23 protein-coding genes are annotated in these 22,569 nt (G+C 65.5%); 13 read left to right on the top strand and 10 right to left on the bottom strand.

Annotation, left to right across the window (positions count from 1 at the left end; all coding sequences use genetic code 11):
* Positions 1-5: 5 nt before the first annotated feature.
* Entirely contained in the window at positions 6-479 is a 474-nt protein-coding gene (locus tag AR540_RS07940; RefSeq protein ID WP_059227622.1) for a peroxiredoxin, read from the top strand.
* Here the strand turns inward: AR540_RS07940 and AR540_RS07935 are convergent, their stop codons facing one another.
* A complete protein-coding gene (locus AR540_RS07935; RefSeq protein ID WP_059227619.1) occupies positions 480-734 on the bottom strand; it encodes a sulfurtransferase TusA family protein in 255 nt (84 codons plus the stop codon). It lies immediately after the preceding gene.
* Positions 735-830: 96 nt separating this feature from the next.
* Between AR540_RS07935 and AR540_RS07930 the strand changes: the two genes are divergently transcribed.
* A complete protein-coding gene (locus tag AR540_RS07930) occupies positions 831-2,270 on the top strand; it encodes a M48 family metalloprotease (RefSeq protein ID WP_059227618.1) in 1,440 nt (479 codons plus the stop codon).
* Between the two features lie 223 nt (positions 2,271-2,493).
* Here AR540_RS07930 and nadA read toward each other — a convergent pair whose 3' ends face one another.
* On the bottom strand, positions 2,494-3,552 hold the full coding sequence (nadA, locus tag AR540_RS07925) for a quinolinate synthase NadA (protein ID WP_059227616.1): 1,059 nt from the start codon (positions 3,550-3,552) through the stop codon (positions 2,494-2,496).
* 214 nt (positions 3,553-3,766) lie between these two features.
* On the opposite strand from nadA, the gene AR540_RS07920 reads away from it, so the two are divergent.
* Complete coding sequence (locus AR540_RS07920) at positions 3,767-5,620, top strand: pyruvate kinase (protein WP_059227614.1); 1,854 nt, start codon at positions 3,767-3,769, stop codon at positions 5,618-5,620.
* 431 nt (positions 5,621-6,051) lie between these two features.
* Here AR540_RS07920 and AR540_RS07915 read toward each other — a convergent pair whose 3' ends face one another.
* The 5 genes from AR540_RS07915 to apbC all read right to left on the bottom strand — a co-directional run bounded on the left by AR540_RS07915 (position 6,052) and on the right by apbC (position 10,605).
* On the bottom strand, positions 6,052-6,942 hold the full coding sequence (locus AR540_RS07915) for a S66 peptidase family protein (protein ID WP_059227612.1): 891 nt from the start codon (positions 6,940-6,942) through the stop codon (positions 6,052-6,054).
* The gene (locus AR540_RS07910) at positions 6,939-7,742 is read right to left on the bottom strand and encodes an MOSC domain-containing protein (protein ID WP_059227610.1); all 804 of its coding nucleotides are present in this window, start codon (positions 7,740-7,742) and stop codon (positions 6,939-6,941) included. Before AR540_RS07910 ends, AR540_RS07915 begins: the two co-directional genes overlap by 4 nt.
* A gap of 72 nt (positions 7,743-7,814) precedes the next feature.
* The gene (locus tag AR540_RS07905; protein ID WP_059227608.1) at positions 7,815-8,747 is read right to left on the bottom strand and encodes a chemotaxis protein CheV; all 933 of its coding nucleotides are present in this window, start codon (positions 8,745-8,747) and stop codon (positions 7,815-7,817) included.
* Positions 8,748-8,863: 116 nt separating this feature from the next.
* Positions 8,864-9,430 carry a dCTP deaminase gene (gene dcd, locus AR540_RS07900; protein ID WP_007162761.1) on the bottom strand — a complete coding sequence of 189 codons (567 nt, stop codon included), beginning with the start codon at positions 9,428-9,430 and terminating at the stop codon, positions 8,864-8,866.
* Positions 9,431-9,510: 80 nt separating this feature from the next.
* A complete protein-coding gene (gene apbC / locus AR540_RS07895; RefSeq protein ID WP_059227606.1) occupies positions 9,511-10,605 on the bottom strand; it encodes an iron-sulfur cluster carrier protein ApbC in 1,095 nt (364 codons plus the stop codon).
* Positions 10,606-10,727: 122 nt separating this feature from the next.
* On the opposite strand from apbC, the gene AR540_RS07890 reads away from it, so the two are divergent.
* The 5 genes from AR540_RS07890 (at position 10,728) to AR540_RS07870 (ending at position 16,137) form a co-directional block, all read left to right on the top strand.
* Entirely contained in the window at positions 10,728-11,879 is a 1,152-nt protein-coding gene (locus AR540_RS07890; RefSeq protein ID WP_059227605.1) for a M14 family metallopeptidase, read from the top strand.
* 99 nt (positions 11,880-11,978) lie between these two features.
* A complete protein-coding gene (gene metG / locus AR540_RS07885; protein WP_059227603.1) occupies positions 11,979-14,018 on the top strand; it encodes a methionine--tRNA ligase in 2,040 nt (679 codons plus the stop codon).
* Between the two features lie 187 nt (positions 14,019-14,205).
* Positions 14,206-15,180: an RnfABCDGE type electron transport complex subunit B gene (locus AR540_RS07880; protein WP_059227601.1), complete on the top strand. Its 975-nt coding sequence runs from the start codon at positions 14,206-14,208 to the stop codon at positions 15,178-15,180.
* Positions 15,177-15,815, top strand: coding sequence for an endonuclease III (gene nth, locus AR540_RS07875; protein WP_059227599.1), 639 nt, complete (start codon positions 15,177-15,179; stop codon positions 15,813-15,815). Before AR540_RS07880 ends, nth begins: the two co-directional genes overlap by 4 nt.
* Positions 15,816-15,957: 142 nt before the next feature.
* Positions 15,958-16,137, top strand: coding sequence for a PA3496 family putative envelope integrity protein (locus AR540_RS07870; RefSeq protein ID WP_059227597.1), 180 nt, complete (start codon positions 15,958-15,960; stop codon positions 16,135-16,137).
* A 52-nt stretch (positions 16,138-16,189) separates the two neighbouring features.
* Here the strand turns inward: AR540_RS07870 and AR540_RS07865 are convergent, their stop codons facing one another.
* Both AR540_RS07865 and AR540_RS07860 read right to left on the bottom strand, forming a co-directional pair.
* Entirely contained in the window at positions 16,190-17,407 is a 1,218-nt protein-coding gene (locus tag AR540_RS07865) for an argininosuccinate synthase (protein WP_059227595.1), read from the bottom strand.
* Positions 17,408-17,637: 230 nt separating this feature from the next.
* On the bottom strand, positions 17,638-18,588 hold the full coding sequence (locus AR540_RS07860; RefSeq protein WP_059227593.1) for a flagellar protein MotY: 951 nt from the start codon (positions 18,586-18,588) through the stop codon (positions 17,638-17,640).
* A 143-nt stretch (positions 18,589-18,731) separates the two neighbouring features.
* On the opposite strand from AR540_RS07860, the gene pyrC reads away from it, so the two are divergent.
* The 4 genes from pyrC to bfr all read left to right on the top strand — a co-directional run bounded on the left by pyrC (position 18,732) and on the right by bfr (position 21,445).
* On the top strand, positions 18,732-19,775 hold the full coding sequence (gene pyrC, locus AR540_RS07855) for a dihydroorotase (RefSeq protein WP_059227591.1): 1,044 nt from the start codon (positions 18,732-18,734) through the stop codon (positions 19,773-19,775).
* A gap of 2 nt (positions 19,776-19,777) precedes the next feature.
* A complete protein-coding gene (rnt, locus tag AR540_RS07850) occupies positions 19,778-20,449 on the top strand; it encodes a ribonuclease T (protein ID WP_442963772.1) in 672 nt (223 codons plus the stop codon).
* 110 nt (positions 20,450-20,559) lie between these two features.
* Positions 20,560-20,775: a bacterioferritin-associated ferredoxin gene (locus AR540_RS07845; RefSeq protein WP_058760977.1), complete on the top strand. Its 216-nt coding sequence runs from the start codon at positions 20,560-20,562 to the stop codon at positions 20,773-20,775.
* 190 nt (positions 20,776-20,965) lie between these two features.
* Complete coding sequence (bfr, locus tag AR540_RS07840) at positions 20,966-21,445, top strand: bacterioferritin (RefSeq protein WP_059227587.1); 480 nt, start codon at positions 20,966-20,968, stop codon at positions 21,443-21,445.
* 75 nt (positions 21,446-21,520) lie between these two features.
* Here the strand turns inward: bfr and grxD are convergent, their stop codons facing one another.
* Positions 21,521-21,847, bottom strand: a complete 327-nt coding sequence (gene grxD, locus AR540_RS07835) for a Grx4 family monothiol glutaredoxin (protein WP_059227585.1) — start codon at positions 21,845-21,847, stop codon at positions 21,521-21,523.
* A 237-nt stretch (positions 21,848-22,084) separates the two neighbouring features.
* Between grxD and AR540_RS07830 the strand changes: the two genes are divergently transcribed.
* Positions 22,085-22,492, top strand: coding sequence for a DUF3597 domain-containing protein (locus AR540_RS07830; RefSeq protein ID WP_059227583.1), 408 nt, complete (start codon positions 22,085-22,087; stop codon positions 22,490-22,492).
* The last annotated feature ends 77 nt before the right edge of the window (positions 22,493-22,569 follow it).

Genomic DNA, 22,569 nt, shown 5'->3' with positions numbered 1-22,569 from the left:
TGTCCATGAGCGTGACCCTCGACCAGCCGCTTCCCACCTTCCAGGCCCAGGCCACCAGTGGCCTCGAGGTCTCGCCAGACAGCCTGCGCGGTCGCCAGGCGGTGTTGTACTTCTATCCCAAGGACAACACCCCGGGTTGCACCACCCAGGGCCAGGGCTTTCGCGACCTGCACGAGCAGTTCGCCGCGGCGAATACCCAGATTCTGGGGGTTTCCCGCGACAGCCTGCGCACCCATGAGAACTTTCGCGCCAAGCAGGGCTTTCCCTTCGAGCTGATCAGCGACAAGGACGAGACGCTATGCAATCTCTTCGCGGTGCTGCAGCCGAAGAAGCTCTATGGCAAGGAGTACATCGGCGTCGATCGCAGCACCTTCCTGGTGGATCGTGACGGCGTGGTGCGCAAGATCTGGCGCAACGTGAAGGTGCCTGGCCACGTCGCCGAGGTACTGGCCGCCGCCCAGGCACTGAACGAGGCCTGATCAGGCCTTGCGCAGCCAGTAGCGGAAGGTTTCTCCCGCTACCTCTTCGCCCACCAGGGCATGACCCGACAGCTTGGCGAAGGTGCGGAAATCCCGTTGCGAGCCGGCATCGGTAGCGATCACCGCGAGTACATCACCCGGCGCCAGACGATTGAGCTCCAGCTTGGCCTTGAGCAGCGGCATGGGGCAGCTCAGACCGCTGGCGTCCAGCTGGGCGGTCACGGCGCCGGTGTAGGGTTGGCTCATCTCGGCCATGGGTTTCTCCGGTACGGGGTACGACAACGCCCGCGCTTGCTAGGCACTCGGACGGCGGGCCGCTAAAGTAGCCCTTTTGCGACCATGAGTCATGCCATGAAAGTCCTGCGCCCCGCCCTGCTGTCCCTGGCGCTGCTTACCGCGCCGTTCCTGGCGCACGGCGCGAACGAGCTACCCTCGCTGGGCGACGCCAGTTCTTCGATCGTTTCGCCCGAGCAGGAGTTTCAGATGGGCCGCGCCTGGCTGAGCATGTTGCGCGCCCAGGTACCGACCATCAACGATCCGCAACTCAAGCAATTCGTCGAACAGACCGTCTACAAGCTGGCCGAGACCAGCGACCTGCAGGACCACCGCCTGGTCTTCATCCTGATCAAGGACCCCGAGATCAACGCCTTCGCCGCTCCCGGTGGGGTGATCGGGGTGAATGGTGGGCTGTTCCTCAAATCGGAAACCGAAGCCGAGTACGCGGCGGTCATGGCCCACGAGCTGGGTCACCTGATCCAGCGCCACTTCGCCCGCGGGGTGGAAAACCAGCAACGCATGCAGCTGCCGCTGATGGCGGCCCTGCTCGCCGGGATCGTGGCGGCCGCAGCAGGCGGGGGCGATGCGGGAATCGCCGCCATCGCCTCGACCCAGGCGGCGGCGATCCAGAGCCAGTTGCGCTTCTCCCGGCTCAACGAGCAGGAGGCCGACCGCGTCGGCATCGTCAATCTGGAGCGCGCCGGCTACGATCCGCGCGCCATGCCGGAGATGTTCGGTCGGCTCGCCCGTCAGTATCGCTATGACCGTACCCCGCCGGAGTTCCTGCTGACTCACCCGGTCACAGACAGCCGGATCGCGGATACCCAGGCGCGCGCCGAGCGTTTTCCCAGGGGCGGCGTCGAGGACAGCAAGCGCTTCCAACTGATGAAGGTGCGCGCTCAGATGTATTTCGAGGAAACCGCCGGTCTGCTGGTGAAGCGCTATCGCGCCCAGCTGCAGGACAATCCGGACAACGACGCCGTGCGCTATGGCCTGGCCATGGGCCTGACCCGCCAGGGGCAGCTCAACGAGGCCCGCGATACCCTGGCGCCGCTGCTGCGCAAGGCGCCGGACGACATCAGCTACAACCTTGCCCAGGTCGACCTGGACATCACCGCCAACCGCCTGTCTGAGGCGCAGAAGCGGGTCCAGCGGCTGGCGGAACTCTATCCGGGCGATCTGGCGGTCACCCTGGCTCAGGTGGACATGCTCAATCGTACCCAGAAAGCCAAGGATGCCAGCCAGTTGCTGGATAAGCTGCTCAAGCAGCGGCCGATCGATCCGGACATCTGGAACCTGGCCGCCGACATTCGTGGCCAGGCCGGTGATCTCATCGGGGTGCACCAGGCCCGCGCCGAATACTTCGCTCTCACCGGCGACTACAACCAGGCCATCCAGCAGCTGGGCTTCGCCAAGCAGCGTGCGGCCAGTAACTACCAGCTCGCGGCGCGGATCGACGCTCGCCAGCAGGAGATGATCGCCCAGCGCAAGCTGAGCGAAGAGATCCTGCGCTGAGTCCCAGGTTCTGTACGAAAAGTCGCCGAGCGAAGGTCGGCGAGGCCTAGTGTGGTGTTTCACACGTTCGCGCAAGAATTGGTTTCGGCGTTCCGACTGGGCCAGGCGCCGCGACGAGTCATAGCAGGGCTATGGCGAGGAGTGGCAACGCCGCCAGGGCAGTCCGCCGCTGCGGCCGAAAAAGCGCCGCCAACATTGTGTAGATAACCTCTGAAACACCACACTAGGCATTGCCCTTGACCCGTAGTTGCAGCGCCTGGGTGAAGTCGAGCATGCGCTTGAGCGGCTTGACCGCCCTGGGAATCAGCGCCGGATCGACCAGCACCTCGCCGGAGCCGTCGAGCAGGCAGTTGAGGGTGCGCTCGAGGGTGTTCATCGCCATCCAGGGGCAATGGGCACAACTGCGGCAGGCGGCGCCGTTACCGGCGGTCGGTGCCTCGATGAAGACCTTGTCCGGACAGGCCTGCTGCATCTTGTAGAAGATGCCGCGGTCGGTGGCGACGATGAACTGGCGATTGGGCAGCGTCTGGGCGGCCTTGATCATCTGGCTGGTGGAACCGACGTGGTCGGCCAGCTCGATCACCGCCTCGGGCGACTCCGGATGCACCAGGATGGCCGCCTCCGGATAGAGGCGCTTGAGATCTTCCAGCTGGCTGGCCTTGAATTCCTCGTGGACGATGCAGGAACCTTCCCAGAGCAGCATGTCGGCGCCGGTCTCCCGCTGGATGTAACGACCCAGGTGGCGATCGGGGGCCCAGAGGATGGTCTCGTCGTTGTCCATCAGGTGCTCGACGATATCCAGCGCGCAGCCGGAGGTGACCACCCAGTCGGCCCGGGCCTTCACGGCCGCGGAGGTGTTGGCGTAGACCACCACGGTGCGCTCGGGATGCTGGTCGCAGAAGGCGGAGAATTCGTCCACCGGACAGCCCAGATCCAGGGAGCACGTGGCTTCCAGGGTCGGCATCAGCACCCGCTTTTCCGGGTTGAGGATCTTGGCCGTCTCGCCCATGAACCTGACCCCGGCCACCACCACGGTGGACGCCGGATGACGATTGCCGAAGCGAGCCATCTCCAGGGAGTCGGCGACGCAGCCACCGGTTTCCTCGGCCAGGGCCTGGATCAGCGGATCGGTGTAGTAGTGGGCCAGCAGTACCGCGTTCTGCGCCTTGAGCTCGCGGGCGATGGCGGTCTTGTAGGCCGCGATCTCGTCCGGCCCGAGCGCCTTGGGCTGCTTGGCGGCCAGATGGGCCTGGACCAGGAGACGTTCGGAAATCTGCGCCATGGCGGGTACCTGAAAACGAGGGTCGTCAAGGGCGCGCATCATAGCAGCATCCGAGCCGACACCCTACGGTCGCTCGGGGCGACGATCGTCGAGCAGTGGCCAACGGCCACTCATGTCTGGCAACACTTGCCTTTTCACTTCTCGCGCGTCCATCGGTCCTAGACAGCAATGCCGGGCGAGTCGGTCGTCCGGCACCTGCCTGGAGACCTGCATCTTGCCGTCCCGCTCGACCTCGGCCTGCCGATCCGCCGACAAGGATCTTGCCGCCCTGCTCGATGAGCTGCGTACCCTGTACGCCAGTCTGGAGCAGGCCACCGCCGATCCGCGCCTGGACCGAGAGGCGCTCAATCCCGCCTATCTCGCCAGCGCCCACAACCTGCTCGCCTACCTGGCGCTGCGCCAGCGCGACCTGCAACCCTTGCAGTTGCAGCTCTCCGCGCTGGGGCTGTCGTCCCTGGGCCGCTCCGAAGCCGAAGTCCTGCCGGCGGTGGCCACCCTGATCGCTACCCTGGAGCGACTGCTGGGCCACACCCCTGAAACCGCGCCGCCGACCAGAGCCGCCAGCCCCCTGGCCCGCCATGCTCGCACCCTGTTCGGTACGGCGACGCGCGAGCGCGAGGTGCGCATCATGGTCACCCTGCCCCGCGAGGCGGCGGATAACTATTCCCTGGTGCGCGACCTGCTGGCGGCACGGATGGATTGCGTGCGCATCAATTGCGCCCATGACGAACCGGCCATCTGGTCGCGGATGATCGAACATACACGCCGGGCCGGTGCAGAGCTGGGGCGACCCTGCCAGGTATTCATGGATCTGCCGGGCCCCAAGCTGCGCACCGGCCCCATCGCGCCGGGGGCGGCGGTGCTCAAGGTGAAGCCCGAGCGGGATGGCCAGGGCCGCGTGCGTCATCCGGCGCGGATCTGGCTGAGCGGACGGCGCCAACCACGGCCGGCGCCCTCCCCCGCGGCGGCAGCGCTGCAGGTCGGCGACCGCTGGCTGAAGGGGCTGGAGGTTGGCGACGAGATCCACCTGGTGGATACGCGCAAGGCGACGCGACACCTGAAGGTGGTCGAGGTGGGGGCCAAGGGCTGCTGGGCGGAACTGCGCAAGACCGCCTACCTGGCACCCGGCCTGCGCCTGACCGTCGTCCGGAACGGCCGCAAGAAGCACAGCCGCCTTGGTGATTTCGCCCCGCAGCCGGGCGCCCTGCGCCTGGCGGAAGACGACCTGCTGATCCTCACCGCCGACCAGACACCCGGAAGACCCGCCAGCTACGACAGCGGCGGACGGCTGCTGACGCCGGCCACCCTGGATTGCACCCTGCCCCAGGTGTTCGAGGATGTCCGTGGTGGCGAGGCCGTCTGGTTCGACGACGGCAAGATCGGTGGCCTGGTGGAACGTGCCAGCACCGAAGCGCTGCTCGTCCGTATCACCCATGCCCCCGGAGGCGCCAAGCTCAAGGGCGACAAGGGCGTCAACTTCCCCCAGAGCAGCCTGAGCCTGCCGGCTCTGGGCGACCAGGATCTGCAAGCCCTGGCCTTCGCCGCGCGCCATGCCGATGCGGTGGAGCTGTCCTTCGTCAATACGGCAGAAGACGTCGGCGCCTTGCTGGCCGAGCTGGAGCGCCTGCAAGCGGACCAGTTGGGCGTGGTGCTGAAGATCGAGACGCGGCGCGGTTTCGACAATCTGCCGGCCCTGCTGCTCGCCGGCATGCGCCGGGGTGGCTTCGGCGTGATGATCGCCCGCGGCGACCTGGCGGTGGAAGGCGGCTTCGAACGCCTGGCGGCGCTGCAGGAAGACATCCTCTGCCTGTGCGAAGCCGCCCATGTCCCGGTGATCTGGGCGACCCAGGTGCTGGAGAATCTGGCCAAGAAAGGTTCGCCCTCGCGCGCCGAGATCACCGATGCCGCCACCGGGGTACGTGCCGAGTGCGTGATGCTGAACAAGGGCCCGCACATCCTCAAGGCGGTCGCCACCCTGGACGAGTTGCTGGCGCGGATGCAGGGTTACAACAGCAAGAAGCGGCAGATGCTGCGCAAGCTGGAGCTGGCCTCGCCCTGGGCGGACTGATCCGCCCAGGGCCGGTCAGGCCTAGGTTCCGTACGAAAAGTCGCCGAGCGCAGGTCAGGCGAGGCGCAACGACCAACGGGAGTAACGGCCAACGGCTGGCCCGAAGGGTGAGCGCCAGCGAATCAAATGGCCGAGGAAGCGGATCGGACCCGCGCTCGGGTTTACGAGTGGTAAATGAGCATTCCGACGGGGCTGGCCTTCCAGGCGTTTTCAACGAAGCCTCACCGAGCGTAGGCATTTTTCGTACAGAACCCAGTGTGGTGTTTCAGACGTTACCTACACGATCCTGGCGGCGTTTTTTGTCCGCAGCGGCGGACCGCCCTGGACGTTGTTGCCACTCCTCGCCATGGCCCTGCCATGACTCGTCGCGGCGCCTAGCCCATGCACAAAAACCACTCGCCAATTCTTGCGCGAACTTCTGAAACACCACGCTAGAGGACCTGCAGACGGTTGGCCTCCAGCCTCACCCGGGCACCATAGGGCCAGGCCTGGTTTTCCGGGCCATGCCCGCTGGGCAGACCGCGATAGAGAGCGATGCCCCGCGGGGCCAACCATTCGGCGAAGATCTCGTCCAGCGACTGCTCGACGTTGCGCTGCGGGCAATCGGTGAAGGTGCCCAGGCAGACCGCGCCGATGCGGTGCTCGGTCAGGCTGCCCAATACCTGGCACAGGCTGCGCTCCAGGCGATAGTAAGGCTCGCCGACGTCTTCGAGCATGAGGATGGCGCCGTCATGGGGACGCAGGGCGGCAGCGGTGCCGACCACACTGGCGAGGGTGGTCAGGTTGCCGCCGATCAGTTCGCCCGCGGGAACGTGGCCCGGCCCGGCCAGTCGCTCCAGGTTCCAGGCCGGGCGCGCGCCGGCGCACAGTTCCAGTACCGATTCCAGCGAGCGGGCCCGCGCCGCCTGGGCGACTGGGTCTTCCGCGATACGCCCCCAGTCCAGTGCACCAGGGCCATGAATGGCGGTGAGGCCACGGCGATGGAAGGCCTCCAGCAGCGCGGTCAGGTCCGAATAGCCAATCAGCGGGCGACCCTTGCTGCTGGACAGCCGCGACCAGTCCAGCCAGGGCAACAACTGGGCGGAGCCGTAGCCGCCGCGCAGGCACCAGACGGCGTCCACGTCGGCCTGACTGAAGGCCCAGTGCAGGTCCGCCGCCCGCGCCTCAGCGGTCCCGGCCAGGTAGCGATGCCGCTCGAGCGCATGCTCGCCGAGCAGCGGCTCGATGCCGGCGGCCTGCAACCGCGCCATCGCGGCCTCGACCAGTTCCTGCTTCACCGCGCCAGCCGGGCTGACCAGCGCCACCCGCCGCAGCGGGCTCATTCCAGCACCTCCACCGGCATGCCGGCTTCGATGACGCCGCGTCCCAGCGGGATGACGTTCATGCCGAAGAGCATGCGGTTGTCGACGAAGCGGTATTCACGCAGCGCCGTCAGTGGCTGACGATCAGTATCCTTCTCGCCGGTCAGCGGATCCTGGGTGACGACGATACAGCGCGAACAGGGACAGGCCACGGCGAAATCGACGCTGCCGATGCGCAGGCGCTTCCAGCCATCCTCGGCATAGGCAGCGGCGCCTTCCACCACCAGGTTGGGTCGAAAGCGCAGCATCTCCAAGGGTTTACCCACTCGCGCCACCAGGTCGGCCAGGGAGGCTTCGTTGGTCAGCAAAAGCGGAAAACCATCGGCGAAATGCACCTGCTGGCCAGGCTCGGCGAAGTCGGTATTGATCTGGCGGGCAAAAGGCTCGGCAATGTGCACCAGGCGGCAGCGCCGACCGAGGAAGTCGCTCAGCCAGGCGTCCGCCTCGGCAGCGACGGGCGCCTGCAGGGTGTCGCGCCAGATGGTCACGCCCAGGCGCTCGCCCTCGGCGTCGGGTACCGCCACCTCGAGCGGCTCACGGCCAGGCGCGCTCAAACGCAAGCGGTCGGTGCCCAGCCAGCGTGCTTCGATGCGATTCATCCGGGCCAGTTGGCGCAAGGTCAGGAAGCGACCGGTGTCGGCATCCACCACCATCCAGCGCCGGTCACCGACCAGGCCCAGGGCATCCACCTCGGCACGCACCAGGGTTTCCACGGCCGTCGACTTGACGGGATAACGGTAGAGGGCACTGAGGTGCGACATGGGCGCGGCTTCCTGGCGGCTGACGAGGGCCGCCAGTGTAAGGGAGGTGCCGGACCGGCGAAACCGCGGGGATCAGCTCTCTTCGGCCAGCGCGAGGCGCCGGCGGACTTCCTCGACCAACAGATCGGGCTGGAACTTGGACAGGAAGGCGTTGCAACCCACCTTCTTGACCATGGCTTCGTTGAAGCTGCCCGACAAGGACGTGTGCAGCACCACATAGAGGTCGGCGAGGCGTGGGTCCTGGCGGATCTCGGTGGTCAACCGATAGCCGTCCATTTCCGGCATCTCGGCATCGGTCAGCACCATCAAGAGCTTGTCGGTCAGCACCACGCCTTCGTCGGCCCAGGCCTTGAGCTTGCGCAGGGCTTGCAGGCCATCGGTGGCGACATGGAATTTCAGGTCCAGCTGCACCAGGGTGTCGCGCAGTTGGCCAATGGCGGTGCTGGAGTCGTCCACCAGCAGTACCTCGCGGCCACGCGCCTTGGCCAGCAGCGGGTCGGCCAGGCGCTCCCGGGAGACCTTGACGTTGTAGGGAACGATTTCGGCCAGCACCTTCTCGACATCGATGACCTCCACCAGCTTGTCTTCGATGCGGGTGATGGCGGTCAGGTAGTGCTGGCGCCCGGCGCCGCCCGGCGGCGGCTGGATGCTGTCCCAGTTGAGGTTGACGATGCGGTCGACGCCGCCCACCAGGAAGGCCTGCACCGAGCGGTTGTACTCGGTGACGATGATGGTGCTGTTTTCATCGGGGGTGATGGGTCGCATGCCGATCGCAGCCGCCAGGTCGATCACCGGCAGGGTCTGGCCGCGCAGATGGACGACCCCGCAGACCACCGGATGGCGCTTGGGCATCAGCGTCAGGCGCGGCAGCTTGAGCACCTCCTGCACCTTGAACACGTTGATGGCGAACATCTGCCGGCTGGACAGCTGGAACATGAGAATTTCCAGGCGGTTCTCGCCAACCAACTGGGTACGTTGATCGACGGTATCGAGAATGCTGGCCATGGAAACTCCACTCCAAAGATAGGTCAGGTGGAAGGCTATCGGCGGCGCTCGCCGGGTCTTTAGCCCCGAAAACGACGAAGCCGCCGGAAAAGGCGGCTTCGTCGACTCGCGATCCATCAGGCGCGCGGCAGGGTCACACCACGCTGGCCCTGATACTTGCCGCCGCGGTCCTTGTAGGAGACCTCGCAGGCCTCGTCGGACTGCAGGAACAGCATCTGCGCCACGCCCTCGTTGGCGTAGATCTTGGCCGGCAGGGTCGTGGTGTTGGAGAACTCCAGGGTCACGTGGCCTTCCCACTCGGGCTCCAGCGGGGTGACGTTGACGATGATGCCGCAGCGGGCATAGGTGCTCTTGCCCAGGCAGATGGTCAGGACGTCGCGCGGGATGCGGAAGTATTCCACGGTGCGCGCCAGGGCGAAGGAGTTCGGCGGAATGATGCAGACGTCGCTGACCACGTCGACGAAGCTCTTGTCATCGAAGTTCTTCGGGTCCACCACCGCGGAATGGATGTTGGTGAAGACCTTGAATTCGTTGGCGCAGCGCACGTCGTAGCCGTAGCTGGACACCCCGTAGGAGATCACCCGGCTGTCGTCCGCGCCGCGCATCTGGCGCTCGACGAAGGGCTCGATCATGCCGTGCTCCTGGGCCATGCGGCGAATCCACTTGTCCGATTTGATGCTCATGGCAGGTCTAGCTCCGGGGCGAAAAATTGACCGCGCATTGTATTGGATGATGGCGCGGTCTCAAAGGCGAATGGACGAAATCAGTCGTCGCTGACGGTGATGGTGGGCAGGCCACCACCGGCCTGGCCGCCCTGGGCGATGCGCGCGCCGACCTTGCGCGCCAGTTCCTGGTAGATCAGCGCGATCTGGCTGTCGGGATCGGCGATAGCGGTGGGACGACCGGCGTCGGCCTGCTCGCGGATGGCCATGGCCAGCGGCAGCGAGGCCAAGAGATCCACGCCGTACTGCTCGGCCAGCCGGCTGCCGCCGCCTTCGCCGAACAGGTGCTCGGCATGGCCGCAGTGGGAGCAGATGTGCACCGCCATGTTCTCCACCACCCCGAGTACCGGGATGTTGACCTTCTGGAACATCTCCACGCCCTTCCTGGCGTCCAGCAGGGCCAGGTCCTGGGGCGTGGTGACGATCACCGCACCGGCCACCGGGACCTTCTGCGCCAGGGTCAGCTGGATGTCGCCGGTGCCCGGGGGCATGTCGATCACCAGGTAGTCGAGGTCATTCCAGGCGGTTTGTGTAATCAGCTGGATCAGCGCGCCGGAAACCATCGGCCCGCGCCAGGCCACCGGGGTCTTGTCGTTGGTCAGGAAGGCCATGGACATGACCTCGACGCCATGGGCCTGCAGCGGGATGAACCACTTTTCGTCACGCACCTCGGGACGGGTACCCTCGGCGAAGCCGAACATGATGCCCTGGCTCGGACCGTAGATATCCGCGTCCAGCACGCCCACCCGCGCGCCTTCGCGGGCCAGTGCCAGAGCCAGGTTGGCGGCGGTGGTGGACTTGCCCACGCCGCCCTTGCCCGAGGCCACGGCGATGATGTTCTTGACGTTGCCCATGGCCTCCAGCTGCGGCTGGGCCGCGTGCGGGGCGATGGTGCAGTCGATCTGGATCTCGGCGGTCTCGACCCCGGGCACGTTCTCCAGCGCGGTCTTGAGCACCTGGGCCAGACCACCCTTGAACAGGCCGGCGGCATAGCCCAGCTCGAAGCGGGCGCGCACCCGGCCGCCATCCAGCGCGAGGTCGCGCAAGGCGCCGGCGCTGAGCAGGTCCTGTTCGAGATAGGGGTCGTGGTATTGGCGCAGCGCGGCCTCGATGGCCTCGCGGGTCGGAGCGGTCATGCAGACTCCCGGAAACAACGGATAGGAAAAAGCAGCTGCGGCCTATGCTACCCACTGTACTTGGTAAAGCCTATCCACGCGGCGCTACACTCCGAGCTTATTTCCCTCTCGCGGAGCCCCGTGTGAACACCCCTTCCCTGCACATCAGTTCCACCTTCGACAGCGGCGCCGTGGAGGTGCTGTCCCTGGCCGACCCTGCCGACATCCGCTTGCGCATCCGCCCCGACAATGCCTCGCCCTTCACCCAGTGGTTCCATTTCCGCCTGGAAGGCGCCCGTGGTCTGCCCTGCGGCCTGACCTTCGACAATGCCGGTGAGTGCGCCTACCCCGAGGGCTGGCGCGATTACGGCGTGGTGGCCAGCTACGACGGCCAAGACTGGTTCCGCATCCCCAGCCGTTACGACGGCAAGACCCTGAGCTGGACGGTCACCCCGGAGCACGACAGCCTGTTTTTCGCCTATTTCGAGCCCTATCCGGAAAGTCGTCACCTGGCGTTCATGGGCGAGGCGCAACGACATCCCGCCGTCCGTCTGGAAACCGTCGGCCGCTCGCTGCTGGGACGCTCGCTGGACCTGCTGCGCATCGGCACGCCGAGCGCCGAGAAAAAGCATCTCTGGATCATCGCCCGTCAGCATCCTGGGGAGCCCATGGCCGAATGGTTCGTCGAAGGGCTGCTGCGCCGCCTGCTGGGTATGGGCGAGCACCAGGGCGATCCGGTTGGCGCCAAGCTGCTGGAGCACGCGGTCCTGCACGTGGTACCGAACATGAATCCAGACGGCTCGGCCCTGGGTAATCTGCGCACCAACGCCGCCGGTGCCAACCTCAACCGCGAGTGGCTCGAACCGGACGAGCAGCGCAGTCCCGAGGTGCTGGCGGTGCGCCGTGCCATCGCCGCGAGCGGCTGCGATCTGTTCCTGGACATCCATGGCGACGAGGCCCTGCCCTATGTCTTCGTCGACGGCTGCAACGGCCTGCCCACCTTCGGCGAGCGCGAAGAAGCCGAGCAAGAGGCCTTCCTGCAACGCTTCCTGCGCGCCAGCCCGGATTTCCAGACCCAGTATGGTTATCCCCGCGGCCACTTCGGCAGCGAGACCCTCAAGCTCGCCACCAAGTACGTCGGCCATACCCACGGCTGCCTGGCCCTGACCCTGGAACTGCCATTCAAGGACAACGCCAACGACCCGCGCCCGGACGTCGGCTGGAACGGTGCCCGCAGCGCCGCCCTGGGCGCTGCCATGGTCAGCGCCCTGTACTGGCAGTTGGCGGACCTCTGAGTCCAGACCTGCCCCTGCCATCCCCCCACGGATGAAACCGACCGGCCATTTCGCTATGATGGTCGGTCACCTTATCAGCGTCGCGATCCAGCCAAGACCATGACCGAGCCCCGCAAGATTCTCGTCACCAGTGCCCTGCCCTACGCCAACGGTTCCATTCATCTCGGCCACATGGTCGAGTACATCCAGACCGACATCTGGGCCCGCTTCCAGCGGCTGCGCGGCAACCAGTGCACTTACGTCTGCGCCGACGACGCCCACGGTTCGGCCATCATGCTGCGCGCCGAGCGCGAAGGCATCACGCCCGAGCAGCTGATCGACAACGTCAAGCGCGAGCACAGCGCCGACTTCGCCGACTTCGGCGTGGCCTTCGACAACTTCCACTCCACCCATGCGGAGGAGAACCGGGAGCTGTCGCGCGCCATCTACCTGAAGTTGCGCGAGAACGGCCACATCGCCACCCGTCCGGTCACCCAGTACTTCGACCCGGACAAGCAGATGTTCCTGGCCGACCGCTTCATCAAGGGCACCTGCCCCAAGTGCGGCAGCCCCGACCAGTACGGCGACAACTGCGAGAAGTGCGGCGCCACCTACGCGCCCACCGAGCTGAAGGACCCCAAGTCGGCCATCTCCGGCGCGACCCCGGTGCTGCGCGAGTCCGAGCATTTTTTCTTCAAGCTCCCCGACTTCAGCGCCATGCTCAAGGGCTGGACCCGTGGTGGCGCCCTGCAGGAATCGGTAGCCAACAAGATCGCCGAATGGCTGGACGCTGGCCTGCAGCAGTGGGACATCTCCCGGGATGCGCCCTACTTCGGTTTCGAGATCCCCGACGCCCCGGGCAAGTACTTCTACGTCTGGCTGGATGCGCCCATTGGCTACATGGCCAGCTTCAAGAATCTCTGCGACCGCCGCGACGACCTGGACTTCGACGCCTACTGGAACAAGGACAGCACCGCTGAGCTGTACCACTTCATCGGCAAGGACATCGTCAACTTCCACGCGCTGTTCTGGCCGGCCATGCTCGAGGGCGCCGGCTACCGCAAGCCCACGGCGCTCAACGTTCACGGCTTCCTCACCGTCGACGGCCAGAAGATGTCCAAGTCCCGTGGCACCTTCATCAAGGCGCGCACCTACCTGGACCACCTGAATCCCGAGTACCTGCGCTACTACTTCGCCGCCAAGCTCTCGCGTCACGTCGAGGACATCGACCTGAACCTCGAGGACTTCGTGCAGAAGGTCAATTCCGACCTGGTGGGCAAGGTGGTCAACATCGCCAGCCGTTGCGCCGGCTTCATCCACAAGGGCAATGCCGGCCTGCTGGTGGACGCCCAGGCCGCGCCCGAGCTGGAAGCTGCCTTCCGCGCCGCCGCACCGAGCATCGCCGAGGCCTACGAGACCCGCGACTTCGGCCGCGCCATGCGCGAGATCATGGCCCTGGCCGACCGGGCCAACGCCTGGATCGCCGAGCAGGCGCCCTGGAGCCTGGCCAAGCAGGACGGCAAGGCCGACGAGGTCCAGTCCATTTGCGCCCAGGGCATCGAGCTGTTCCGCCAACTGGTGATCCTGCTCAAGCCCGTGCTGCCCAAGCTGGCCGCCGACGCCGAGGCCTTCCTCAACGTCGCGCCCCTCACCTGGGCCGACCTCGATACCCGCCTGGCCAACCATCAGCTCAATGCCTTCCAGCCCCTGCTCACCCGCATCGAACCCGCCAAGGTGCAGACCATGATCGACGCTTCCAAGGAAGACCTGGCCGCCCAGGCCGCGCCCCAGCCCGACGGCAACGGCGAACTGACCAAGGCCCCGCTGGCCGAGACCATCGACTTCGACACCTTCGCCAAGGTCGATCTGCGCATCGCCCTGATCGAGAAGGCCGAATTCGTCGAAGGCGCCGACAAGCTGCTGCGCCTGACCCTGGACATCGGCGATGCCAAGCGCAACGTCTTCTCCGGCATCAAGAGCGCCTATCCCGAGCCGAGCCAGCTCGAAGGCCGCCTGACCCTCTACGTCGCCAACCTGGCGCCGCGCAAGATGAAGTTCGGCGTCTCCGAAGGCATGGTGCTGGCCGCCGGCCCCGGTGGCAGCGAGATCCACCTGCTCAGCCCCGACAGCGGCGCCAAGCCCGGCCAGCGGGTGATGTGACAGCGACGGCGCCTTAGAGCCTGTTCAAAGGCTCGCGAGCTAGCGACAAACAAGGCGAAAATGGCTAGGGAAGTGGAATTTACAAGGCGTAAACGAGCATTCCGAAGCCATTTCCAAAGCAGTTTGTCCGACGCGCAGCAGCCTTTGAGCAAGCTCTCAGGGCGCCGTTCTTCTCTCAATCAAGACCATGAACGCTCAAGCCCAGCTCATCACCGCCATCGACGCCCTGCTGCCCCAGACCCAGTGCGGCAAGTGCGGCCATCCCGGTTGCCAGCCCTATGCGGTCGGCATCGCCGCGGGCGAGGCGCACAACAAGTGTCCGCCCGGGGGCGCGGCCACCATCCACGAGCTGTCCGCCCTGCTCCAACGGCCAGCGCTGCCGCTGGACTCACCCTATCCGGTCACGCCGAGCCAGCGCGCGGTGATCCGCGAGGACGAGTGCATCGGCTGCACCAAGTGCATCCAGGTCTGCCCGACCGACGCCATCCTCGGCGCGGCCAAGCTGATGCACACGGTCATCGAAAGCGAATGCAGCGGTTGCGAGCTGTGCCTGGCGCCCTGTCCGGTGGACTGCATCGATCTGGTCCCAGTGGCGGAGCCTGCGGATCGAGAAGCGGCGCGCCAGCGCGCGCGCTACTATCGCCGCCGTTTCGACGCTCGCCAAGCGCGCCTGCAGCGGGAGCGCGAGCGGCTGGAGACCGAGCGCCAACGGCGCCAGGCACCGGCAGCCGCTATCGCCGCATCCCCGGCGGCGGCCGCCGCGGAGGCCCCGCTCAAGTCCCTGAAGATCGCCGCCGCCATGGCCCGTGTCGCCCAGCAGAAGGCCGAGCGGCAACTGGCCCAGTACGGTACGCCAGCCCTGGCGGCCCAGGTTCGGCAGTTGCGTGAGGCCGCCCGACAGGCCCAGGAAGCGCTGGATCAGGCCCAGCAGGCGCCGGTCGATCCGGCGGCGACTGCACGGACGCCTTCAGTCCCGGCCCCCGCCGCCCTCAAGCAGGCCCGCATCGCCGCCACCCTGGCCCGCGCCCGGCTGACCAAGGCCGAGCGCGCCTTCGGTGTCCTGCCTACGCCCGACCAAGCCGCCCAACTGGAAGCGCTACGAGACGCTGCCGAGCAGGCCGCCCACCATCTCGTCGCCCTGGAAGACCGGACCACCCCATGAACGCCGCCAAACGCCTGGAGATCTTCCGTCGCCTGCACGAGGACAATCCCGATCCCAAGACGGAGCTGTCCTACGCCTCGCCCTTCGAGCTGCTGATCGCGGTGATCCTGTCCGCCCAGGCCACCGACGTCAGCGTCAACAAGGCCACCGCGCGACTCTATCCGGTGGCCAACACGCCCCAGGCCATCCATGACCTGGGCGTGGAGGGCCTGTCGGAGTACATCAAGACCATCGGCCTCTACAACAGCAAGGCCAAGAACGTCATCGAGACCTGCCGGCTGCTGCTGGAGCGTCATGGCGGTGAGGTGCCCCAGACGCGCGAGGAACTGGAGGCTCTGCCCGGCGTGGGTCGCAAGACCGCCAACGTGGTGCTCAACACCGCGTTTCGCCAGGTCGCCATGGCGGTGGACACCCATATCTTCCGGGTCAGCAACCGCACCAACCTCGCCCCCGGCAAGAACGTGGTGGAGGTCGAACAGAAGCTGCTCAAGGTGGTACCCAAGGACTACCTGCTGGATGCCCACCATTGGCTGATCCTTCACGGACGCTACGTTTGCCAGGCGCGCAAACCACGCTGCGGCAGCTGTCGCATCGAAGATCTTTGCGAATACAGGGCGAAAACATCGGACGATTGAAAAAGGGCGTACCAAAGCCCTTCGCCGATTGAAAAAATCTTTTTTACCGGTTCCTGCTTTGCCGCTATAAGGTCGGCGAAAAGGTCCCGCGGCTCTGTCGATGACTGGCGTGTGACCCTGTTCAGCCTTGCAGGAGTTACCCATGGCCGAAGACAAAAGCGATATCGATGTAGACGAGGATTTCGAGATTGAAGGCGAGGCGCCCGAGGCCGTCGAGCCCGTCGTCAGCAAGACCAACCTGACCAAACGCCGGCTGATCGACAACATGCTCGAAGAGCGCCGCCTGAAGAAGCAGATCTCCGAATACGACTTCGACTTTTGAGCCAAGAAAAAACCCCAGCCTAGGCTGGGGTTTTTGCATTGCGACGCCACCCTTACAGCAGGGTACGGCCCTTGCCTGCGGCAATGCGCATGCGCAGGGCGTTGAGCTTGATGAAGCCCGCTGCGTCCGCCTGGTTGTAGGCACCACCGTCCTCTTCGAAGGTGGCGATGTTGGCGTCGAACAGCGACTCGTCGGACTTGCGACCGACGACGATGACGTTACCCTTGTACAGCTTCAGCCGCACCACGCCGTTCACGTTGGCCTGGGAAGCGTCGATCATCTGCTGCAGCATCAGGCGCTCGGGGCTCCACCAGTAGCCGGTGTAGATCAGGCTGGCGTACCTGGGCATCAGCTCGTCCTTGAGGTGGGCTACCTCGCGGTCGAGGGTGATGGACTCGATGGCGCGGTGCGCCTTGAGCATGATGGTGCCGCCGGGGGTCTCGTAGCAGCCACGGGACTTCATGCCCACGTAGCGGTTCTCGACGATGTCCAGGCGACCGATGCCGTTCTCACCGCCGATGCGGTTGAGTTCGGCCAGCACCGTGGCCGGGCTCAGCTCCTTGCCGTCGATGGCGACGATGTCACCATTGCGGTAGGTCAGTTCCAGGTAGGTGGGGGTGTCCGGCGCGGCTTCCGGGGACTTGGTCCAGCGCCACATGTCCTCTTCGTGCTCGGTCCAGGTGTCTTCCAGCACGCCACCCTCGTAGGAGATGTGCAGCAGGTTGGCATCCATGGAGTACGGCGACTTCTTCTTGCCGTGGCGCTCGATCGGGATCTGGTGCTTCTCGGCGTAGTCCATCAGCTTCTCGCGGGAGAGCAGATCCCACTCGCGCCAGGGCGCGATCACCTTGACGCCCGGCTTGAGCGCATAGGCGCCCAGTTCGAAACGCACCTGGTCGTTGCCCTTGCCGGTGGCACCATGGGAGATGGCGTCGGCGCCGGTCTCGTTGGCGATATCGATCAGGCGCTTGGCGATCAGCGGACGGGCGATGGAGGTGCCCAGCAGGTACTCGCCTTCGTAGAGGGTGTTGGCACGGAACATCGGGTAGACGAAGTCGCGGACGAATTCTTCGCGCAGGTCGTCGATGTAGATTTCCTTGACGCCCATGGCCTTGGCCTTGGCGCGAGCCGGCTCGACTTCCTCGCCCTGGCCGAGGTCAGCGGTGAAGGTCACCACTTCGCAGTTATAGGTATCCTGCAGCCACTTGAGGATCACCGAGGTGTCCAGGCCGCCGGAATACGCCAGGACAACCTTCTTCACATCCGCCATGCCGTTCGCTCCCGTGCGTTGCGTTGAGTCGGAAAGCGGCAATTCTACTGGTCGTGGCGCGCCTTTTACAGGGGTGCGACCCAGTCAGATGTCTGAGCGACATCCGCGCCCAGGTCGCTAGTGCGGTGTTGCAGAAGTTCGCGCAAGAATTGGCGAGTGATTTTTGGGCGGTTCGCCGCTACGGCCGAAAAACGCCGCCAAATTGTGCAGTCAACTTCTGAAACACCACACTAGCCCTTGGGCTTGGCCGGCGGTGCCGGGGTGGGCGCCGGCGGCTCGGCGGGATTGGCCGCCGTGCTGGTAGGGGTCGCCGGCGCCGGGGCACTGCTCGGCGGGACACGGGAGAACACCAGGGTCACCCGGCGGTTCGCCGCCCGATTGGCCTTGCTGTTGTTGGGCGCCACCGGATACTGCTCGCCGAAGAAGCGCAATTCGATCTGCTCGGCGGCGAAGCCCTTGGCCTTGAGGTACTCCATCACCGCGATGGCACGCAGGCGCGATTCCTGGCGATTGTCCAGACGCGTGCCCTGGTTGTCGCTGTAGCCGGAGACAATGACGTGGTTGACCGTCGGATCGGCGTTCAGATAGTCGTCGATGAGGTCGAGCTTGGCCTTGGCCACGTCGTCCAGGGTATCGCCGCCACCGGGGAAATTGATCTGGGAACGGCGGATCTGCTCGAAGTTGACCGCCAGCAGCTTCTGGGTGCAGGCCTGGAACTGCTGGTAGGCCGGTTCGAAGCGCACTGGCAGCAGCCGCACCTCGACCCGGTCGTCCAGGGTGCCTGAGCGACTCACCTGCGGCATACGCCCTTCCATCAATCCCGCCAGCAGCCGCTGAGCCTGCTGTGCGCTGGTCGCCAGGGCCTGCTCGCCCTCCACCACCTGCACCGAGCCGAGACTGATGTCGCCCAACCCCGGCTTCCAGGGCACCGCCGCCGCCTTGAGACTGGCGCTGCCGGTCGGCAGCCACTGCCCGCTCGGGCGCAGTTCGAACACCGTGGCCTCACCGGCGCGGCGCAGGAAGCCGCCACTGCCGAAGCGTGGTATAGGCTGTACCAGCCGACAGGCGAAGATATCGCCCTCCACCTTCCATTCCACGCTCTCGAGCCGGCTCTGGAAGGTCGTTCCCCAGGCCGGTACGGCGAGCAGTAGCGTGGTGAGGATGAGGGAGTGCGGGCGCACGGCGAGGCTCCGGGAGCTAAAGGTACTTGGGCTTCTTATCGGTCGGGCAGGCGGAAAACTTGAGTATCGATAGGCCTCACGGGTGCCGGCTATCCGCCTTTTCCGGTAGCATTTCCCTACTTTCCCGCAGCCTGGAATCCCGCATGACCGACCGGATCACCCTCGCCCGTCCCGACGACTGGCACATTCACCTGCGCGACGGCGCCGCCCTGCAGCAGACCGTCGCCGACGCCGCCCGCGAATTCGGTCGCGCCATCGTCATGCCCAACCTGGTGCCGCCGGTGCGCAATGCCGAGCAGGCCGCCGCCTATCGCGAGCGCATCCTCGCCGCCCGCCCGGCCGGCAGCCGCTTCGAGCCGCTGATGGTGCTCTACCTCACCGACCGTACCAGTCCGGAAGACGTCCGCACGGCCAAGGCCAGTGGCTTCGTGCATGCCGCCAAGCTCTATCCGGCCGGCGCCACCACCAATTCCGATTCCGGCGTCACCTCCCTGGACAACCTCTTCCCCACCCTGGAAGCCATGGCCGAGGTTGGCCTGCCCCTGCTGGTGCATGGCGAGGTCACCCACGCCGAAGTGGACGTCTTCGACCGCGAGAAGAAGTTCATCGACGAGCACCTGGTGCGCATCGTCCAGCGCTTCCCGACGCTGAAGGTGGTCTTCGAGCACATCACCACCGGCGACGCCGCCGCCTTCGTGCGCGAGGCCCCGGCCAACGTGGGCGCCACCATCACCGTCCACCACCTGCTGTACAACCGCAACCACATGCTGGTGGGCGGTATCCGGCCGCACTTCTATTGCCTGCCGATCCTCAAGCGCAACACCCACCAGCGCGCCCTGCTGGACGCCGCCACCAGCGGCAATCCCAAGTTCTTCCTCGGCACCGACTCAGCGCCCCACGCCCGCCATGCCAAGGAAGCGGCCTGCGGCTGCGCCGGCTGCTACACCGCCTACGGCGCCCTGGAGCTCTATGCCGAGGCCTTCGAGAGCCGCAATGCCCTGGAGCGCCTGGAAGGCTTCGCCAGCCACTTCGGCGCGGACTTCTACGGCCTGCCGCGCAACACCGAGACCGTCACCCTGGTGCGTGAGGACTGGCAGGCGCCCGCGTCCCTGCCCTTCGGCGATCACGAGGTGATTCCCCTGCGCGCCGGCGAGACCCTGCGCTGGCGCCTGGAGGTGGGCGCATGAGCATGGACGAGACCTTCAACGAAGAACTGGACGCCGGCCAGCCGATGTCCGATTCGCGCATCCCCATGGCGCGACGCTTCCGCGGCTATCTGCCGGTGGTGGTGGATGTCGAGACCGGCGGCTTCAACGCCGCCACCGATGCCCTGCTGGAAATCGCCGCCACCACCGTGGCCATGGACGACGAAGGTGTGCTCTACCCGGACCACACCTACTTCTTCCGCGTCGAGCCCTTCGCCGGGGCCAACATCGAGGCGGCGGCGCTGGAATTCACCGGCATCAAGCTCGACCATCCGCTGCGCATGGCGGTCGGCGAAGAGCAGGCGCTCAGCGAGATCTTCAAGGGCGTGCGCAAGTCGCTCAAGGCCAGCGGCTGCAAGAGAGCCATCCTGGTCGGCCACAACAGCAGCTTCGACCTCGGCTTCCTCAACGCCGCGGTGCTACGCTGCGGCCTGAAGCGCAATCCCTTCCACCCCTTCTCCAGTTTCGATACCGCGACCCTCGCCGGCCTGGCCTATGGCCAGACGGTACTGGCGAAAGCCTGTCAGGCGGCCGGGATCGAGTTCGACAATCGCGAAGCCCACTCGGCTCGCTACGACACCGAGAAGACCGCCGAGCTGTTCTGCGGCATCGTCAACCGCTGGCGGGAGATGGGTGGCTGGGTCGATCTCGATTGACCACTCGTCGCCTGAGCGGCCTTTGATGAGATTTTGCCGCCTACAACTTTGACAATCATTCTCATTGTCATTAGCTTTGGCGGCACCTCCACTCATTCAGCAGGCGATCCATGTACGTGTGTCTTTGCCGTGGCGTGACCGACAAGCAGATCCGTGAAGCCATCTACGACGGCTGCTGCAGTTATCGGGAAGTTCGGGAAAGCACCGGTTGCGCCACCCAGTGCGGCAAGTGCGCCTGCCTGGCCAAGCAGGTGGTCAAGGAGACCCTCGGCGAGCTGCATGGCGCCCAGCAGCTTGCCTATGCTCTGGACGTCCCCCGCGTCTAAGCGTTTTTTTGTGAAAGAGCCGGACCTCGTGTCCGGCTTTTTTATTGTCTAATCAAACGTTTACGAAAAGGATGGAAAAGCTTTCGATTACCGTTCGATTTTCGTCGATTTTTCAACGACTTAAGCTTTTGACAAAGGCCTTTTCGACGCTCAGACTCGCGGCAATCCCATCCCCTTCGCAGGTCAGGCCATGAAAGGCGATATCACCGTCATCCAGCATTTGAACAAGATCCTCGGCAACGAACTGGTCGCCATCAACCAGTACTTCTTGCATTCGCGGATGTACAACGACTGGGGGATCCGCAAGCTCGGCCACCACGAGTACAAGGAATCCATCGACGAGATGAAGCACGCCGATCGCCTGATCGAGCGCATCCTGTTCCTGGAAGGCCTGCCCAACCTGCAGGACCTGGGCAAGCTGATGATCGGCGAAAACACCCAGGAGATGATCCAGTGCGACCTGCGCCTGGAGATCAGCGCCGTGGCCGACCTGCGCGAAGCCATCACCTACTGCGAAAGCGTGCGCGACTACGTGAGCCGCGACATGCTCAAGGACATCCTCGAGTCCGAGGAAGAGCACATCGATTGGCTGGAGACCCAGCTGACCCTGATCGCCAGCGTCGGCATCGAGAACTACATCCAGTCGCAGATGCACGACGACGATGACTGAGTGACTGACTGACTGAATCGTACCCATGAAAAAGCCCGCTCGATGCGGGCTTTTTCATGGGCGCAAGAGAAGGAATCAGGCGTCCTTCTGCTCCACGGCCTGCTTGATCAGGGTCTGCAGCTCGCCCTTCTCGTACAGCTCGGCCAGGATGTCGCTGCCGCCGACCAGTTCACCACCGACCCACAGCTGCGGGAAGGTCGGCCAGTTGGCGTACTTGGGCAGGTTGGCGCGGATTTCCGGGTTCTGCAGGATATCGACGTAGGCGAACTTCTCGCCACAGGCCATCAGCACCTGGGCGGCACGGGACGAGAAACCGCACTGAGGCGCGTTCGGCGAACCCTTCATGTAGAGCAGCACGGGGTTGTTGGCAATCTGGTCTTTGATGGTATCGATGATGTCCACGATGCACCTCGCTAATACGGTGGGACGATTGTAACGGAAAGGCCCGTCAAACGCCGGAATTTCCACGAGGGCGAGCCCTTGCCGGCGCGCCCCGAATGGGTAATCGACCACGCGCCTGCCAGGCCGTTCGCGACAGCGCATCCGATCGGCGACCGGCAAACTTTGCCGGCGGGCCTATGGTCAGGTTAAGGGTAGGCGCCGCTCGGTGCGCCTGTTTCATGATCCCAGGAGAACTCCATGAGCCTGTTCAGCAAGATCCTTTCCAAGCTCGGCATCGGCGAAGCTCAGGCGGACACCCCCGCCGCCGCCGCACCCGCCACCGGCGCGACCGACACTGGGGCGCCGGCTGGCAGCCCGGCTCCGGCCGGTGACGCAACGCCCATCAGCCAGGTGGACGTCACTGCCAAGCTCGATGCCCTGGCCGCCCAGAAGGGCGAACGGCTCAACTGGAAGACCTCCATCGTCGATCTGCTCAAGTTGCTCGACCTGGATAGCAGCCTCGCCGCCCGTCAGGAGCTGGCCAAGGAGCTGAACTGCCCGGCCGACAAGCTGGGCGACTCCGCCCAGATGAACATGTGGTTGCACAAGGCCGTCCTGCAGAAGCTCGCCGACAACGGCGGCAAGGTGCCAGCCGACCTGCTGTAAGGTCCAGCCCAGCAGCCAATGGGCTTCGGCCCGCCACCAGCGCACGTCCGGCAGGCCGGAAAAGCCCAGGCGTGCGA

It is taken from the genome of Pseudomonas sp. EpS/L25, assembly GCF_001512295.1.
In the GTDB taxonomy this organism is placed as follows: Bacteria; Pseudomonadota; Gammaproteobacteria; order Pseudomonadales; family Pseudomonadaceae; genus Chryseomonas.
This window is presented reverse-complemented; position numbering and strand designations above follow the sequence as displayed.

What these genes read in the sequence shown, in the direction of transcription:
- AR540_RS07930 (WP_059227618.1), top strand. Translation starts at nt 831, where the DNA reads ATGAAAGTCCTGCGCCCCGCCCTGCTGTCCCTGGCGCTGCTTACCGCG.
- AR540_RS07915 (WP_059227612.1), bottom strand. Translation starts at nt 6,942, where the DNA reads ATGAGCCCGCTGCGGCGGGTGGCGCTGGTCAGCCCGGCTGGCGCGGTG.
- dcd (WP_007162761.1), bottom strand. Translation starts at nt 9,430, where the DNA reads ATGAGCATCAAATCGGACAAGTGGATTCGCCGCATGGCCCAGGAGCAC.
- rnt (WP_442963772.1), top strand. Translation starts at nt 19,778, where the DNA reads ATGGACGAGACCTTCAACGAAGAACTGGACGCCGGCCAGCCGATGTCC.
- AR540_RS07845 (WP_058760977.1), top strand. Translation starts at nt 20,560, where the DNA reads ATGTACGTGTGTCTTTGCCGTGGCGTGACCGACAAGCAGATCCGTGAA.
- nth (WP_059227599.1), top strand. Translation starts at nt 15,177, where the DNA reads ATGAACGCCGCCAAACGCCTGGAGATCTTCCGTCGCCTGCACGAGGAC.
- nadA (WP_059227616.1), bottom strand. Translation starts at nt 3,552, where the DNA reads ATGGCGCAGATTTCCGAACGTCTCCTGGTCCAGGCCCATCTGGCCGCC.
- apbC (WP_059227606.1), bottom strand. Translation starts at nt 10,605, where the DNA reads ATGACCGCTCCGACCCGCGAGGCCATCGAGGCCGCGCTGCGCCAATAC.
- AR540_RS07935 (WP_059227619.1), bottom strand. Translation starts at nt 734, where the DNA reads ATGGCCGAGATGAGCCAACCCTACACCGGCGCCGTGACCGCCCAGCTG.
- pyrC (WP_059227591.1), top strand. Translation starts at nt 18,732, where the DNA reads ATGACCGACCGGATCACCCTCGCCCGTCCCGACGACTGGCACATTCAC.
- bfr (WP_059227587.1), top strand. Translation starts at nt 20,966, where the DNA reads ATGAAAGGCGATATCACCGTCATCCAGCATTTGAACAAGATCCTCGGC.
- AR540_RS07830 (WP_059227583.1), top strand. Translation starts at nt 22,085, where the DNA reads ATGAGCCTGTTCAGCAAGATCCTTTCCAAGCTCGGCATCGGCGAAGCT.
- metG (WP_059227603.1), top strand. Translation starts at nt 11,979, where the DNA reads ATGACCGAGCCCCGCAAGATTCTCGTCACCAGTGCCCTGCCCTACGCC.
- AR540_RS07870 (WP_059227597.1), top strand. Translation starts at nt 15,958, where the DNA reads ATGGCCGAAGACAAAAGCGATATCGATGTAGACGAGGATTTCGAGATT.
- AR540_RS07940 (WP_059227622.1), top strand. Translation starts at nt 6, where the DNA reads ATGAGCGTGACCCTCGACCAGCCGCTTCCCACCTTCCAGGCCCAGGCC.
- AR540_RS07880 (WP_059227601.1), top strand. Translation starts at nt 14,206, where the DNA reads ATGAACGCTCAAGCCCAGCTCATCACCGCCATCGACGCCCTGCTGCCC.
- AR540_RS07905 (WP_059227608.1), bottom strand. Translation starts at nt 8,747, where the DNA reads ATGGCCAGCATTCTCGATACCGTCGATCAACGTACCCAGTTGGTTGGC.
- AR540_RS07910 (WP_059227610.1), bottom strand. Translation starts at nt 7,742, where the DNA reads ATGTCGCACCTCAGTGCCCTCTACCGTTATCCCGTCAAGTCGACGGCC.
- AR540_RS07865 (WP_059227595.1), bottom strand. Translation starts at nt 17,407, where the DNA reads ATGGCGGATGTGAAGAAGGTTGTCCTGGCGTATTCCGGCGGCCTGGAC.